The organism is Collinsella aerofaciens (assembly GCF_005844325.1).
In the GTDB taxonomy this organism is placed as follows: domain Bacteria; phylum Actinomycetota; class Coriobacteriia; order Coriobacteriales; family Coriobacteriaceae; genus Collinsella; species Collinsella aerofaciens_G.
On sequence record NZ_SPFY01000021.1, the window covers coordinates 24,085 to 39,333 of the forward strand.

The window sequence follows — 15,249 nt, forward strand, 5'->3', positions numbered from 1 at the left end:
CGTGAACCGCGATTTCGCCTCATCGCTCATCCAGCTCAACAACACGTTCTATCGCGAGCACTCCGCCTCCTTCTCCGATACGCGCCAGGCCCCGTGGCCCGGCTGGGTGCGCACCATGGACATCGCGCTCGAACAGCTCGATGTCGCCACGATTGAGCATCCCGTCCGCGTCTTCGATCTCGCCTGCGGCAATATGCGATTCGAGAACTTTGCCGCCGGCGGCGCACTTGCCGCCAAGGGCGTCGACGGCGCAAACCCCTCGGTAGATGCCAGCTGCCCGTTTGAGTTCTATGGTGTCGACTCGTGTCAGGATTTGGCTATCGATGCGCACGGTCACGCCCTGCGCATTCCCAACCTGCACTTCCAGGAACTCGACGTGCTCGATGCCCTTATGAAGCTCAACCCCGCCGAGACACCCGACGTGCTTTTCGACGCCCCGCTCGCCGACATCTCGGTCTGCTTTGGTTTTATGCACCACGTGCCGTCGTGCGAGTACCGCGTACGCGTGCTCGACGCCCTGGTGCGCCAGACGCGCCCGGGCGGCATCATCGCCATCAGCTTTTGGGAGTTTATGAACGACGAGCGCATGGCGCGCAAGGCCGTTCGCGCCGAGGCCCGTGCCGAGCTCACCCCGCCGTTTGAAGGTTACGATTCCGCGCAGTTTGAAGCCGGCGACCACCTCATCGGCTGGCAAAACGACCGCCACGCCTACCGCTATTGCCATCACTTTGACGATCAGCAGATCACCGACCTGGTGCGCGGCGTCCGTACGTTCTACAAGAGCGGCGAGGTCCCCGTGCGCGAGCTTGAGCGCTTCCATGCCGACGGTCGCAGCGGCGAGCTCAACCGCTATGTGATTCTCAAACGTCTGTAGGCACCGACGATTCGCCGCCGAGCCGCACCGCATCTTTCGGGCAAACTATGCCCACCCTTTTTCAACCCATTGACGGAACGCGCAGCTATGCGTTCCATACTTATGACCAAGGAGCCTCATGGGAGCCGTCCACGTTCGCACGCCTAAGAACTTTGTGCTCGAGGAGCGCCTGGAGCGCTACGCCGATGCGATCGAGACGAACCCCGAGGCTTATGCCGGAGATTGGCGCGAGGCTTGCGCGCCAGCTGGCAGCAAGCCCTTCGAACACCTTCACCTGGATCTTGGCTGTGGCAAGGGAACCTATCTGGTCGAGCGCGCCCACCGCGAGCCCGACACCCTCTTTATCGGCATGGACCAGGAGCCCATCTGCATCGCCTATGCCGCGCAGAAAATCTGCGAACAGGGGCTATCCAACGCACTCGTCCTGCCCCGAGGCGCCGCATCGCTGCCACAGCTGTTTGCCGCAGGCGAGCTCGATGCCATCACCATTAACTTTCCCACGCCGCAGCCCAAGGCCAAGTACGCTAAAAAACGACTCGTCCATGTCGACCATCTGATGCTCTACCGCCCGCTCTTTTCAGCCGGCGCTACCGTCACACTGCGCACCGATAGCAAGCCGTTGCGCGATTACGCCCTGGGACAGTTTGCCGCGGCCGGCTACGATACGCTTTGGGTAAGCGACGACGTCCGCCGCGACCATCCCGAGCATCCCGAGACCGAGTACGAGCGCCGCACGCGCGAGATGGGTGCCGCCGTCTATGGCATTTGCGCCACACCTGGAGCGCAGCCCAGCGATGAACAGCTCGCGGCGGGCCGCGCGCAGGAGCAAAGCCTAGCCTGCTACCTGCCCGATAACCTCGATGAGCTCGCCTATGTGCCTCTGGGCATGGAAGAGGCCGTCGAGAACTTTAGAAACCGTGCCCGCAAGGGCAAGAAGCGTCTACCGCAAGAGTCCCAGGGGCCTCTGATGGTCGCAGCTTCGGCAAACAAGCGCAAATAGGCGCCAGCAAACGTCCCTCAAATCTAAGTGAGTAGACTTTTTTGCAATAGCCAAGCACAACCCGCATAACCAATACTAAAACCGCAGGTAGAGCCCTTGCGCAAAAGCCATGTGCTCGCGATATTGCAAAAAGTCTACTCACTTAGCTGGCAACTGCACCAAACGGCTGGGCAGAACGCCCATTTCCTGCATTTTCTTGCCTGCGAACGCATCGATGCGACGCTACGCCATAATAGTTGGCGGACAATCGCGAGAGAAAGCAAACACATGGCACAGACCACGACAGATACCGCCGTCAGCACCGTCTCCGGCGCCGGGGCCGCCAGCTCATTCTCGGGCGGCACGGGAACCGAAGCCGAGTTCGGCTCGCTCGGCGCGCTCTCCCCCACCTGGTGGGAGCCCGAGGACGGCAGCGAGCCCGAACCATGGCTCACGCCCGACCAGGCCTTCGAACGCTTCTTTGAATGGACGAGCGATCGCGGCATTGAGCTGTGGGATCACCAAGAAGAGGCCCTCATGGACCTGGCAGCCGGCGATCACGTCATTCTGGGCACTCCGACCGGATCGGGTAAATCGCTCGTCGCGCTGGGCATGCTCTTTATGGGCATGGCGCAGGGCAAGCGCTGTTATTACACGGCCCCCATCAAGGCTCTGGTCAGTGAAAAGTTTTTCGATCTGGTACAGGTGCTCGGCCGCGATAACGTCGGTATGATCACCGGCGACACGCATATCAACACCAAGGCACCCGTCATCTGCTGCACGGCAGAGATCCTTGCCAACGACGCGCTGCGCGAGGGCGAAGATGCCGATGTTGGCTGCGTCGCCATGGACGAGTTCCACTACTTTGCCGACCCCGATCGCGGCTGGGCCTGGCAGGTACCGCTGCTCACCCTGCCTCACACGCAATTCATGCTCATGAGCGCCACGCTCGGCGATGTCACTGCCATCGCCGCCTCACTCGAGGAACACACCGGCGCTACCTGCGACTTGGTCGTCGATGCCCCGCGCCCCGTGCCGCTGAGCTACGACTATGTGACGACCTCGCTCGAAGGCACGGTCGAGCTCGCCATGCGCCGCGGCGAGGCCCCGCTCTATATCGTGCACTTTAGCCAGGATGCCGCCCTTGCGACGGCACAGTCGCTCGCCAATTTTGGCATCGCCAGCAAAGAGCAGCGCGAAGCCATCAAAGAAGCGGCAAAGGGGACAAGCTTCTCGACGGCCTTCGGCAAGATCCTCAAGCGCTTGCTCGGCTGCGGCGTCGGCGTGCACCATGCTGGCATGTTGCCGCGCTATCGCCTGTTGGTCGAGCGCTTGGCGCAGCAGGGCCTGCTGCCCGTCATCTGCGGTACCGATACGCTCGGCGTCGGCATCAACGTACCCATCCACACCGTGGTGCTCACCGCGCTCACCAAGTTCGACGGTTACAAGATGCGTCGCCTGCGCGCCCGTGAGTTTCATCAGATCGCTGGTCGCGCCGGTCGCTCGGGCTTCGATACCGAGGGCATGGTGATCGCCGAGGCACCCGAGCACGAGATCGAGAATGCCAAGCTTATGGCCAAGGCGGGCGACGACCCCAAAAAACTCCGCAAGATTAAAAAGAAGAAGGCCCCCGAGGGCTTTGTCACCTGGAACAAGCAGACCTTTGAGCGCCTGATCGAGACGCAGCCCGAGACGCTCAAGCCGCGCCTGCGCATCACGCACTCCATGGTGATTAGCGTGGTCGAGCAGGGCGGCGATGCCCGAGCCCGCGTGCACGACCTCATCGAGACGAGTCTGCAGACTCCCGAGGAAAAGGCCAAGCTCGAGGTTCGCGCCGACGAAATCTTCGCCACGCTCATCGATTCCGGCGTCGTCGTTCGCACCGAGGTGCCGCCCGCACCCGACGCCCCGACTGACGCCGCACCAGACATCGACTATGCACTGACGGTTGATCTGCCCGAGGACTTCGCGCTCGACCAGCCGCTCTCGCCGTTTTTGCTTGCCGCATTGGAGCTGCTCGATCCCGAGAGCGAGACCTATACCATGGATCTAATCTCAATGGTCGAGGCAACGCTCGAAGATCCCAAGCAAGTGCTGCGTGCACAGGAACGTGCCGCACGCGATCGCGCTATGGCCGAGATGAAAGCCGACGGCGTCGAATATGAGGAACGCTTGGAGCGCATCCAGGATGTCACCTACGAAAAGCCGCTCGAGGATTTGCTCGATGCCGCCTTCGACAAGTACTGCCAGGAAGTACCTTGGGCCAACGACTACCAGCTCTCGCCCAAGAGCGTCCTGCGCGACATGTTGGAGAGCGCGAGCGACTTTAAGGGCTATATCCAAAAGCTCGGCATCGCCCGCTCCGAGGGCATTCTGCTGCGCTACCTAGCCGAGGCCTACCGCTCCCTCGATCGCACCGTGCCCATTGAGAAGCGCGATGAGCGCTTGCGCGACATCATTTCGTGGCTCGGCTTTGTGGTACGCTCGGTCGACTCGAGCCTGGTGGACGAGTGGGAGAACGCCGGCAACCCGGCGGCCCTCGACGCCGCGCCGCCGCAGGGCATCGACGAGGTCGTTGCGGACCGTCGCGGCTGCACGCTGCTGGTGCGCAACGCACTCTTCCGCCGCGTGACCCTTGCCGCCCGCGAGCACGTTCGCGACCTGGGCGAACTCGACGAGGACTGGGGCATGAGCGAGGTCCGCTGGCAAAAGGCGCTCGATGCCTACCATGAGCAGCACGAGGAAATCCTCACCGACGGAGATGCCCGCAGCGCCGCGATGTTTACCATCGACGGGAGCGACGAGAAGACCGATCACGTGTGGCACGTGCACCAGATTTTTGCCGACGAGGATGGCGACCACGACTTTGGCATCATGGGCGATGTCGACCTGGATGCCACGCAAGACGGCGGCGAGGTCATCTTCAAAAACTACCGCGTCGGCTTTATCGAGGACCTGCTCGAGGACTAGCCGTACATACTGGAACGAAGCGGGGCCGTTGGCAGTATCGCCAGCGGCCCCGCTTTTGCACTATACGCTATCCCCTACTCGGCATCCTCGACCTCATACGAATCCGCCTCGGCGGGCTCATCGTTTGCCCCTGTCGCAGCCCCGCGCGCCTCGTCAAACGCCGCCTTCATGGTCTTGTTGCCCCAGGTGAGCTTGCGAATGGTAAGATCGTCGGCCTTCTTGTTGGCTAGACGTAAATTGTTCTCGGAGGACAGCAATGCCTCCTTGGTTTTCTGCAGATGGCTAATCGTCTTGTCAATCTCCTCGATCGCCGTCTGGAACTTACGGCTCGCAAGCTCATAGTTGCGGCCGAAGTCGTTCTTGAACTTCTCCATCTTGGCCTCGAAGTTCGTGACGTCGATGTTCTGCTGCTTGTACTCCGCCAGCTCCTGCTTATAGCGCAGCGAACCCATGGCGGCGTTGCGCAGCAGCGTGATCATGGGAATGAAGAACTGCGGGCGGATCACGTACATCTTCTCATAGCGGTAACTCACGTCGACTATCCCTGCGTTATAGAGCTCGCTTTCGGGCTCGAGCAGTGTGCAGAGCACCGCGTACTCACAGCCTTTCTGGCGACGATCGTGATCGAGTTTCTTAAAGAAGTCCTCGTTTTTGTGCTTGGTCGCGGTCTCGTCGTTCTCGTTTTTCATCTCGAACATAATCGAAATGACCTCGTTACCGCTTGCGTCGCACTCGCGGAAGATAAAGTCGCCCTTGGTACCCTCGGACGCATCGTTATCTTTCTCGAAGTACGCGTTAGGAAATGCCGTCATGCGCAGACGGTTAAACTCGGTCTCGCAGTGCTGCTCGAGCGACTCGCCCACCATCTTGGTGGACAGGCGGACCTTCATGTCCTTAAGGCGCTCAATCTCTTCATCCTTGTAGCGAATCAGGTCATCGCTCGCGCGCTTGGCCTGCGCAAGCTCGAGCTCATGTGCCGCCTTGGCTTGCTCCTCGCGAGAATCGCGCACCGCCAGCTCGCTCGTCAGCTTGGCACGTGCCTCATCGCGCTCTCGCTCCGCCGCGGCGACCGCCTTCGATAGCTCCATTTTTGCAGAAAGTTCTTGCTCACGAAGCTGTGCACGAAGGCCCTCGGCCTCGCGCATGGACTGAGTCTTTGCGGCGGAAAACTTCTCCTGTACCTTCACTCGATAGTCAGCAAGCGCGCGCTCGGCCTCGCTGCGAGCGGCATCGAGTTCGCGTTTCGACTCAGCCGCAGCGGCGGCAAGCGCCATCTCCTGGGCTTTATCCGCCGCGGAGAGCTTTGCCTGCAATTCGGCAATCTGCGCATCGCGTGCGGCTAAATCGTTTTGAGCAGCGTTACGCGCCGCCGACTCGACGAGCTTGGCTTCGTCATCCTTGCGTCCCAGCTGCGCGCGCAAATTGTCGATCTCGCGCTGAAGCTTGGCGTTCTCCTTTTGAGCGTCGGCACGGGCTTCAACCGCCGCACGCTGGCTTGCACTCTCGCGCTCTGCGGCAGCGCCCTCGAGCTTGGCGCGCAGTTCGGCAAGCTCAGCATCGCGCTTGGCGACCTCTTGTGCCAGCTGTTGAGCCGCAGCATTCTTCTGCTCGACAAGCTGAGCGTTGCGCTGAGACTCCGCCTCCTGCAAAGCAGCCGACGAACGCGAGCGCTCAAGCTCCAGCGCCTGCTCGCCCTCACGCTGGACTGCCTTCACACGCTCATCCAGATCGCGCGAAAACTCGGCATCGCGCACTTGCTTGATGATATCCGCATAGCCAGACGCGTCGACCTTAAAAACTTCGCCACAATGCGGGCACTTGATCTCATTCATAGCAGCTCCTCGATGGACGCAAATTTCAATCGCCTACACTCTACCGCGCCGCACGGACAAAAAAGGCGCCGCCGCCATAATGGCAACGGCGCCAGAACCACGACAAAGGTGCCCGCCCCCTTTGTCGCGGTTTGTGCGGTGGTTCGAGAATTACAGTCCAAAATAGTCGAGGATTTGATCGCGACTTACGGGCTTGTACTCGTTGGCGTCGAGGCCGACATCGTAGCGAAAGATAGGGCGCTCGCGATCGCGGTTGCGTGCGTTGGTGCGGTCGCCCCTGCTGTGGATATGTCCATGCAGCATGATGGCGCCGCGCGCCTTGCCATTCCAGCTGAGCATGGGGTAATGGCTCATAACCAGACGACGCCCCTTGGCATAGCCGGGAGCAATCTCCAGGTAATCGCGCACGTCTTCCCAAATCTGCGGTACGTCGGGATCTTCCCAGTCGCCGTCATGGTTACCACGGATGAGCGTCACATTCTTGCATTCGATACGCTCGCGCAGGCGCACCGCCTCTGCCAGGGGCAAACGATAGGTAAAGTCACCCAGGATGTAGAGACGGTCGTCCGCCGCCACGCACTCATTGATGGCATCGATGACCTTGCGGTTCATCTCCTCGACCGAATCAAACGGCCGATCCATATCGTGCAAGATATTCGTATCGCCCAGGTGCAGGTCGGCGGTAAACCACATCATCGTCTGTATCCTCATTTCGCAACGCGTCTAACACGTGCTAAGTATACAGACGCAGCGATGCGGCGGTTATCCAAAGAACCCGCCGAACAGTCCGCGGCGGCTCTTGTCTTGCTTTTTCGAAGCGTCACCCTGGGCATTCTTATCCTGCCGCTTCTTACGATCCCGCTCCAACTCATTGTCATCGAGTAGCATATCCCACTCAAACGGATCGTCTGCCAGATCAAACAGATCATCGTTATCAAACATGGCAGTCTCCCTTACCGATTAGCGAGCATCCACCACGTAGAGTCCAACGCGCACCTGATGCCACGGGCTGCGCTCGGGAGCAACCTGTTGCACGCGGGCCTCAAATACGTCCTCGTGACCGTAATACATCATCAAGGACAGCGGGCCGACCTCGTTTCCCGGAACATAGCCGAGCTTGGTCTTGCCGTAATAGATCGCAACCGCCTCGGGGTCATGGGGATTATCGCGCTCGGCACGCAGCGTCAGCTTATCGCCCACTTTAAGATCGCCCAAGACCAAGGCACCGTCGGCATACTGAAATCCCGCGACATGAAACGACAGAAGCACACGTGAAGGCTCGTACATGGCAGCTCCTCTAACGGCCGGATAAACCGGCGCTTAACCGTACTGAGAAGTCTACGAGCCCGTGCGGACACAAATTCATCCTGCCCGCGTCTTTCAATCGCTTGCCGCAACGCTTGCGAGACAGAGCGCTTGCAGATAAGATAGGGGTACGGATGGCACCCGTTGCAGCGGGTCTTGCCAACTCCGATACACGTTTTCATCGTGAGAAGTGGCCGTCTTCGCTTACGCGGGGGCGGCTATTTCATTCGGCCGATAAACAGGCCGAGTTCGATAGCCGCGATTAACAACGCCAGTAACGAAATAACATCGCTTACGTTCATACCAATTCCCTTCTAAAGGGAGTTGGCCCATCCGTACCCCATAGCAGTAGTATAACGTAAATGACAGGTAATAGGAACACTTGTTCGTATTACCTGCCATTTCCTAATGCACAAACATGCGCACGAATTTGTGCTTCCAGCTTGCGTAGGGCGCATACCGAAACGGCACGTCCAACCAGGTTGCCTTGTTCACGATGCTCTTCTTGTGGCTAAACGTATCGAAGCTCTCGCGGCCATGGTACTGCCCCATGCCGCTCGCGCCCATGCCACCAAAGCCCATATGGCTCGTAGCCAAGTGCATAATCGTGTCGTTGACACAGCCGCCGCCAAAGGGCACGTAGCGCACAAAGCGCTGCTGAACCGCACGGTCCCGGCTAAAGATATACAGGGCCAGCGGCGTTGGACGATCCGTAATAAACGTCTCGGCCTCGTCTAGGCTCTCAAACGTCAGCACCGGCAAGATGGGGCCGAAAATCTCCTCCTGCATCACGGCGTCCTCAGGCGCCACGCCGTCCAAAATCGTCGGCTCGATCTTGAGCGAAGCCTCGCGCGCGGCACCTCCAAGCACGACCTTATCGGGATCGATTAGCCCGCGCACACGCGCGAAATGCTTGGCGTTGACGATATGACCGTAGTCCTCGTTATCGAGCGGATGCTCGCCAAACATACGGCGGACCTCCTCCTTGATAAGGTCCAGCAGCTCGTCGTGCACGTGCGCATCGACCAGCAGGTAGTCGGGCGCCACGCAGGTCTGCCCCACGTTGAGCCATTTACCAAAGGCGATACGCCGTGCTGCAACCTTCAAGTTTGCCGTCGCATCCACGATGCAGGGGCTCTTTCCGCCCAGCTCAAGCGTCACGGGCGTAAGGTTTTTACTTGCGCGCTCCATGACGAGCTTGCCGACCGGAACGCTACCGGTAAAGAAAATTTTGTCCCAGCATTCATCGAGCAGCGCCTCGTTCTCGGCGCGTCCGCCCTCGACAACCGTCACCAGGCGCGGATCAAATGCCTTTTCACAGATTTGCTTGAGCACCGCGCTCGATGCCGGAGCATAGGCGCTCGGCTTGATGACCACGGTATTGCCCGCGGCAAGGGCGCCAGCGAGCGGCTCGAGCGTCAGCAAAAACGGGTAGTTCCACGGAGCCATGATGAGCGTGACGCCATAGGGCACGGACTGCGTCTTGCACACACTCACGGCGTTGGCGAGGTCACACGGACGCAGACGCGAGCGACTCCATCGAGCCACATGCGCAATCTGATAACGAATCTCGGAAAGCGAGGTGCCGATCTCGCACATATACGCCTCGTCATGCGACTTTCCCAAATCGGTCTTGAGCGCATGGGCAATATCGGCCTCGTGGGCCCGCACTGCATCGCGTAAACTCACGAGCGCACGACGTCGAGCATCGACATCAAACGTGGCGTGCGTCTTAAAGTAGGCGCGCTGATCGCCGACGATGCACGCAATTTCCTCGGTGTTCATGGACCCTCCTAGTTCTCGCCCTCAAACATACCACCTGCAACGACTTCATACATACGCTCGAGCTCCAAGCGGTCCATTAATAGCGGAACGGGGTACAGGGGATTGGCCTCGGCATCGGCATGCGTCGCCATTTGCGGAATATCGGAGCGGCGAATACCCGAGACATATTTGGGGATTCCCAGGGCCTCGTTCATGCGGTCGACCCAATCGATAAAGGCCTCGGCCGCCAGGCTGTCCTGCGCGTTAGCCGGCGCGATACTGGCCATGCGGGCGAGATCGGCGAGTTTAGGAGCAGCGGCTTCGCCATAGGCACGAAGCATGTGCGGCAAGATGATGGCGTTGGCCAAGCCGTGGGGAATCCCGTAACGCCCGCCCAGGCTGTGCGCGATGGCATGGACGTATCCAACATAGGAGCGCGTAAAGGCAACACCCGCCTTATACGCCGCCGAAAGCATATTGCGGCGCGCACGCATGTCATCGCCATGCTCATAGGCCTCGAGCAAATTGTCGTGGATGAGCTGCACCGCCTGGCGCGCCATCTTGCGCGTATAGGGCGTGGTGCTGCGCCCGATAAAGGCCTCGACGGCATGCGTCAGGGCGTCCATACCCGTTTGCCCCGTAATGGAGGCGGGCAGGCCGCGCGTAAACTCGGGGTCGTGCACCGCATAGCGCGGGATCAGCACAAAGTCGTTGATGGGGTACTTGTAGTGCGTCTCGTCGTCGGTAATTACCGCTGCAAGCGTGACCTCGCTTCCCGTGCCCGCCGTGGTGGGAACGGCGATGAGCAGCGGCAGGCGACGATGGACACGCAGCAGGCCGCGCATCTTGTTGATGGGTTTGTTGGGTTGCGCGATGCGCGCACCCATGCCCTTGGCACAGTCCATGGCAGAACCGCCGCCAAAGCCGATAATGGCCTGGCAGGCGCGCGCTCGATACAGAGACGCCGCTTCCTCCACGTTTGAGACCGTGGGGTTCGCTGATGTTTTGGCATAGATCGCAACGCCGATTCCCTTGGACGCGAGCGCCGTCTCGAGCGGTGCCGTGAGCCCCAGGCGGGCAATACCGGGATCCGTCACGATAAGGACCCGCTGTATCGAACGCGCCCGAAGCACTGCGGGCACATCCTCGGCGTGCTCCAGAATGCGTGGCTCGGTATAGGGCAGCACCGGCAATGCAATGCGAAAAACCGTTTGATACGTTCGGCACCAGGCACGACGGGCTAGATGCATAAAGGAAGCTCCCTCATTTGTTGATGGGTCAACATTTGCTCGACCGATTGTACTCATCGGCGTCCGCATATGGCTTGCCAATCGTTAATCAATCAACATCTTCACATGCTTAAAATTGTTTTATTAAAAATCATTCCTAATAGGCTTCACATTTAGTTGCATTTATGGATAATAGAACCCGTCAAGACGCACGTCCGGAGAGGGCCCTTACGGGACCGGACGAGCGCGCCATCGCCATCGATCGAAAGGATCGAATCATGAAGTTTGTTTGCCCCGTTTGCGGTTATGTGGAAGAGTTCGACGGCGACCAGCTGCCCGAGGATTTTAAGTGCCCCCAGTGCGGCGTTCCCGGTTCTCGCTTCCTGAAGCAGGAGGAGGGCCAGCTCGAGTGGGCTGCCGAGCACGTCGTAGGCGTCGCCAAGATGGAGGGCGTCTCTGAGGACATCGTTGCCGACCTGCGCGCCAACTTTGAGGGCGAGTGCTCCGAGGTCGGTATGTACCTGGCCATGGCTCGCGTCGCTCATCGCGAGGGCTATCCCGAGATCGGCCTGTACTGGGAGAAGGCTGCCCACGAGGAGGCAGAGCATGCCGCCAAGTTCGCCGAGCTCCTGGGCGAGGTCGTGACCGACTCCACCAAGAAGAACCTCGAGATGCGCGTTGAGGCCGAGAACGGCGCCACCGCCGGCAAGACCGATCTTGCCAAGCGCGCCAAGGCCGCTGGTCTCGATGCCATCCACGACACCGTGCACGAGATGGCTCGCGACGAAGCTCGCCACGGCAAGGCTTTCGCCGGCCTGCTCAAGCGTTACTTTGGCTAAGCCAACCGCCTGAGACATAACATCTAGCTCGAAGAAGGCCCGGACCGTATTGGTTCGGGCCTTTTCGTTGGCTTATTGCAGTTGCTCCTGAAGAACACTGAGCGACTGAGAGCTCAGGTCGTCGTATTGTATGAGGACGCGAGATGGAGCGTTCTTAGTCGATGCCCGATCACCCGTCCACAGGCAATCGGCGATGTTGACATAGGAAATACGAGCGTCAGCGAGAGCCTTCGCGAAACTCTCCCCTGCCTTGTCCTCGGCCAGGGCAACAGTGCAGTAAAGGCCCGCGTCTGCATGCTCGATCGACACCTCCCCTGTCGGAAACGCCTTGCGCACAATTGCCGCCAGACCATCGCGCGCCTCACGAGCACGAACGCGCACCCGGTTCACATGGCGCTCGTAATCGCCCGATTCGAGCAAGCGGGCCAACGCGACCTGATCTACGGAGCTGACCGACGAGGCGTAAAAACCAAGCTCACGCCTAAATCGTTCCATGAGCTGATCGGGCAGGACCATATACGCCAAGCGCAGGGCCGATGACAGACTTTTCGAAAAGGTATTAGTGTAGATGACCGATTGGGCGGCATCGATCGATGCGAGCGCCGGGATCGGCTTGCCGGCCAGACGAAACTCGCAATCAAAGTCGTCCTCAATGAGATATCGACCCGGCTGCTCGGCAGCCCAGCTCAGGAGCGCATAGCGGCGCGCGATACTTGTCACCAGGCCAGTCGGATATTGATGAGACGGCATTAGGTGAAGAATATCCGCCCCGGCATCGAGCAGCTCGCCCAAGTTAACGCCCTCACCATCAAGCGGAATATGCCGCACCTTGCAGCCCATGGCCTGATAGATGCGCGTCAGTCGCAGGTAGCCCGGGTCTTCGACGGCGTACACCTTGTCCGCGCCAAGCAGCTGGACCAACATGGTATCGAGCAACTGGGCGCCCGCACCGATGACGATATTGTCGGGATTGACATTCATGCCCCTCGTCCCGCGCAAATGATGAGCGATCGCGCGTCGCAGCCGAGCGGTGCCTTGCGCAGGTGCGGGCGAGAAGATTTCGCGCTCATCTTCGGACGTCAACGTCGCCCGCAGAGCACTTTGCCAGAGACGTGCGGCTTCCAAGGCGGAAGGAGAAAGCGCGGCGAATTGTTCAGGCTGTCCATAGGAGTCATGAACGCCAAAGCTCGCTGGAGCAGCATCTCGATCGGCATCCTCCGCAGCCGAAGCCAGAACCGGGGCTTCGGGAAGCTCGCACGCGTAGTAGCCACGACGCGGCTTTGAGCAAATATAGCCCTCGGCAAGTAACTGACTATATGCATTCTCGATAGTAATAACGCTAATTCCCAGATGACTGGCAAAGGCACGCTTGGAGGGCAGGTGCTCTCCCGCGGCAATGCGGCCGGCGACGATATCGTCTCGAATTTGCTGGTAAACATACTCATAGAGCGATGCTCCGCCACGTTGTTCCAAATTGTAGTCAAGCATGAGTTTGCCACCTGACCTTATCGTGTCATTCAATCTGGTATTAGTCTGACCTTGTTATTATCTCGAAAACTGAGTATTCCGCCATACCCAGCTCCCCTATAGGATGTTCCGTCAAGCAATACACATGCCAACCAAGGGAGCAACCATGGCAGAACAGACCAGCAAGGCCGATCGCGTCAAACTCAACCGCGAGCTCGCGCAGATGCTCAAGGGCGGCGTCATCATGGACGTCACCACGCCCGAGCAGGCACGCATCGCCGAGGAGGCAGGCGCCTGCGCCGTCATGGCCCTCGAGCGTATCCCGGCTGACATCCGCGCCGCCGGCGGCGTGTCGCGCATGAGTGACCCCAAGATGATCAAGGGCATTCAGGAGGCAGTCTCCATCCCCGTCATGGCCAAGTGCCGCATCGGCCACATCGTCGAGGCCCAAGTCCTGCAGGCCATCGAGATTGACTACATCGATGAGTCCGAGGTCCTCTCCCCCGCTGACGATGTCTACCACATCGACAAAACCCAGTTTGACGTGCCGTTTGTCTGCGGTGCCCGCGACCTGGGCGAGGCGCTGCGCCGCGTTGCCGAGGGCGCTACGATGATCCGCACCAAGGGCGAGCCGGGCACGGGCGATGTCGTCCAGGCTGTGCGCCACATGCGCAAGATTCAGAAGCAGATCCGCGACGTTGTTGCCCTGCGCGACGACGAGCTCTTTGAGGCGGCCAAGCAGCTGCAGGTTCCGGTCGAGCTGGTACGCGAGGTCCACGCCACGGGCAAGCTCCCCGTCGTGAACTTTGCCGCTGGCGGCGTGGCGACCCCCGCCGACGCCGCACTGATGATGCAGCTGGGTGCCGAGGGCGTTTTTGTGGGCTCGGGCATCTTTAAGAGCGGCGACCCCGCCAAGCGCGCCGCCGCCATCGTCAAGGCCGTCGCCAACTTCACCGATGCCAAGCTCATCGCCGAGCTTTCGGAGGACCTGGGTGAGGCCATGGTCGGCATCAACGCCGACGAAATCGAAATCATCATGGAGGAGCGCGGGCGCTAGTCCGGCAGAAAGGATCGCACATGAGCGATTACGCAGACCAGACGGTCGCCGTGCTGGCGGTCCAAGGCGCTTTTGCCGAGCACGAGGCAAGGCTGTCCGAGCTAGGCGCACATTGTATTGAGCTGAGGCAGGCAGCCGATTTGAAGCAGAACTTTGATCGCCTGGTACTTCCCGGCGGCGAGTCTACCGTTCAAGGCAAGCTGCTTGATGAGTTGGGCATGCTCGACGAGCTTCGCGCCCGCATTATTGAGGGCATGCCCGTAATGGGCACCTGTGCCGGCCTGATTCTACTGGCTCACGACCTCGCCACCCATGATGACAAGGGCACGCCTCGCCTGGCAACCATGGATGTGCTGGTCGAGCGCAATGCCTACGGCCGACAGCTCGGCAGCTTTCGGACCAAGGGGCAGGTAGCCGGCATCGACGGTAAACTGCCGCTGACGTTTATCCGCGCGCCCCGCATCGTCGAGGTCCACGGTGACGCCAAGGCCTTAGCCGAAGTCGACGGGCAAATCGTCGCCGCCCGTCAGGGCAACCAGCTCGGCGTAACCTTCCACCCCGAACTCGACGAGGACACCCGTCTCCACGAACTATTCCTGCAAATGTAGGCAGATAAAACGAGCGTGGATTTTCGGACACTTACAAATTGAGAGTGGATAATCTCCCACTTTGAGCCAACATTCAGGCCAAAACCGGGAGATTATCCACTCTCATTCTGACTAGTCATTGGAGACGTTCTTTAACGACTAGTCAAACAAGAACGTCCCCAACGACTACATTGCGATAGACGACCACGTTTGCCCAGATAAAACCGACCAAAATAAACCTGTCCCTTTTTGGCAGGTTTGGATCAAGGCAACGCCGATGTTTTGGTACCGACAGACACTATGACCCAATCCGAGGGCACTAAAAAGATAGGAGCCCCCGCTCGTG

At 59.8% G+C, this 15,249-nt stretch carries 13 protein-coding genes; 6 read left to right on the top strand and 7 right to left on the bottom strand.

The annotated features are described in order from the left end of the window. Position 1: 1 nt before the first annotated feature. The 3 genes from FGQ61_RS07210 to FGQ61_RS07220 all read left to right on the top strand — a co-directional run bounded on the left by FGQ61_RS07210 (position 2) and on the right by FGQ61_RS07220 (position 4,823). Positions 2 to 874 carry a class I SAM-dependent methyltransferase gene (locus tag FGQ61_RS07210; protein WP_138375080.1) on the top strand — a complete coding sequence of 291 codons (873 nt, stop codon included), beginning with the start codon at positions 2 to 4 and terminating at the stop codon, positions 872 to 874. A gap of 118 nt (positions 875 to 992) precedes the next feature. Further along, positions 993 to 1,874, top strand: coding sequence for a tRNA (guanine(46)-N(7))-methyltransferase TrmB (trmB, locus tag FGQ61_RS07215; RefSeq protein ID WP_138375081.1), 882 nt, complete (start codon positions 993 to 995; stop codon positions 1,872 to 1,874). Positions 1,875 to 2,141: 267 nt separating this feature from the next. After that, positions 2,142 to 4,823, top strand: coding sequence for a DEAD/DEAH box helicase (locus FGQ61_RS07220; protein WP_138375082.1), 2,682 nt, complete (start codon positions 2,142 to 2,144; stop codon positions 4,821 to 4,823). A gap of 74 nt (positions 4,824 to 4,897) precedes the next feature. On the opposite strand, the gene FGQ61_RS07225 is transcribed toward FGQ61_RS07220, so the two are convergent. The 6 genes from FGQ61_RS07225 to FGQ61_RS07250 all read right to left on the bottom strand — a co-directional run bounded on the left by FGQ61_RS07225 (position 4,898) and on the right by FGQ61_RS07250 (position 10,974). Continuing rightward, complete coding sequence (locus tag FGQ61_RS07225) at positions 4,898 to 6,655, bottom strand: DUF2130 domain-containing protein (protein ID WP_138375083.1); 1,758 nt, start codon at positions 6,653 to 6,655, stop codon at positions 4,898 to 4,900. A 150-nt stretch (positions 6,656 to 6,805) separates the two neighbouring features. Next, entirely contained in the window at positions 6,806 to 7,351 is a 546-nt protein-coding gene (locus FGQ61_RS07230; protein WP_229025943.1) for a metallophosphoesterase, read from the bottom strand. Between the two features lie 66 nt (positions 7,352 to 7,417). Further along, on the bottom strand, positions 7,418 to 7,597 hold the full coding sequence (locus FGQ61_RS07235; protein WP_138375085.1) for a hypothetical protein: 180 nt from the start codon (positions 7,595 to 7,597) through the stop codon (positions 7,418 to 7,420). A gap of 18 nt (positions 7,598 to 7,615) precedes the next feature. After that, positions 7,616 to 7,942 carry an HIRAN domain-containing protein gene (locus FGQ61_RS07240; protein ID WP_138375086.1) on the bottom strand — a complete coding sequence of 109 codons (327 nt, stop codon included), beginning with the start codon at positions 7,940 to 7,942 and terminating at the stop codon, positions 7,616 to 7,618. Positions 7,943 to 8,365: 423 nt separating this feature from the next. Next, positions 8,366 to 9,745, bottom strand: coding sequence for an aldehyde dehydrogenase (locus FGQ61_RS07245; RefSeq protein ID WP_138375087.1), 1,380 nt, complete (start codon positions 9,743 to 9,745; stop codon positions 8,366 to 8,368). Positions 9,746 to 9,753: 8 nt separating this feature from the next. Beyond that, a complete protein-coding gene (locus FGQ61_RS07250) occupies positions 9,754 to 10,974 on the bottom strand; it encodes an iron-containing alcohol dehydrogenase (protein ID WP_138375088.1) in 1,221 nt (406 codons plus the stop codon). A gap of 257 nt (positions 10,975 to 11,231) precedes the next feature. Here FGQ61_RS07250 and FGQ61_RS07255 point away from each other — a divergent pair, with 257 nt between their 5' ends. Continuing rightward, complete coding sequence (locus FGQ61_RS07255; protein WP_022094328.1) at positions 11,232 to 11,792, top strand: ferritin family protein; 561 nt, start codon at positions 11,232 to 11,234, stop codon at positions 11,790 to 11,792. Positions 11,793 to 11,864: 72 nt separating this feature from the next. Here FGQ61_RS07255 and pdxR read toward each other — a convergent pair whose 3' ends face one another. Beyond that, entirely contained in the window at positions 11,865 to 13,280 is a 1,416-nt protein-coding gene (gene pdxR, locus FGQ61_RS07260) for a MocR-like pyridoxine biosynthesis transcription factor PdxR (RefSeq protein WP_138375089.1), read from the bottom strand. Between the two features lie 145 nt (positions 13,281 to 13,425). On the opposite strand from pdxR, the gene pdxS reads away from it, so the two are divergent. Together pdxS and pdxT are read left to right on the top strand one after the other, a co-directional pair. Continuing rightward, a complete protein-coding gene (gene pdxS, locus FGQ61_RS07265) occupies positions 13,426 to 14,316 on the top strand; it encodes a pyridoxal 5'-phosphate synthase lyase subunit PdxS (protein ID WP_022094325.1) in 891 nt (296 codons plus the stop codon). A 20-nt stretch (positions 14,317 to 14,336) separates the two neighbouring features. Further along, positions 14,337 to 14,924 carry a pyridoxal 5'-phosphate synthase glutaminase subunit PdxT gene (gene pdxT / locus FGQ61_RS07270; RefSeq protein WP_138375090.1) on the top strand — a complete coding sequence of 196 codons (588 nt, stop codon included), beginning with the start codon at positions 14,337 to 14,339 and terminating at the stop codon, positions 14,922 to 14,924. The last annotated feature ends 325 nt before the right edge of the window (positions 14,925 to 15,249 follow it).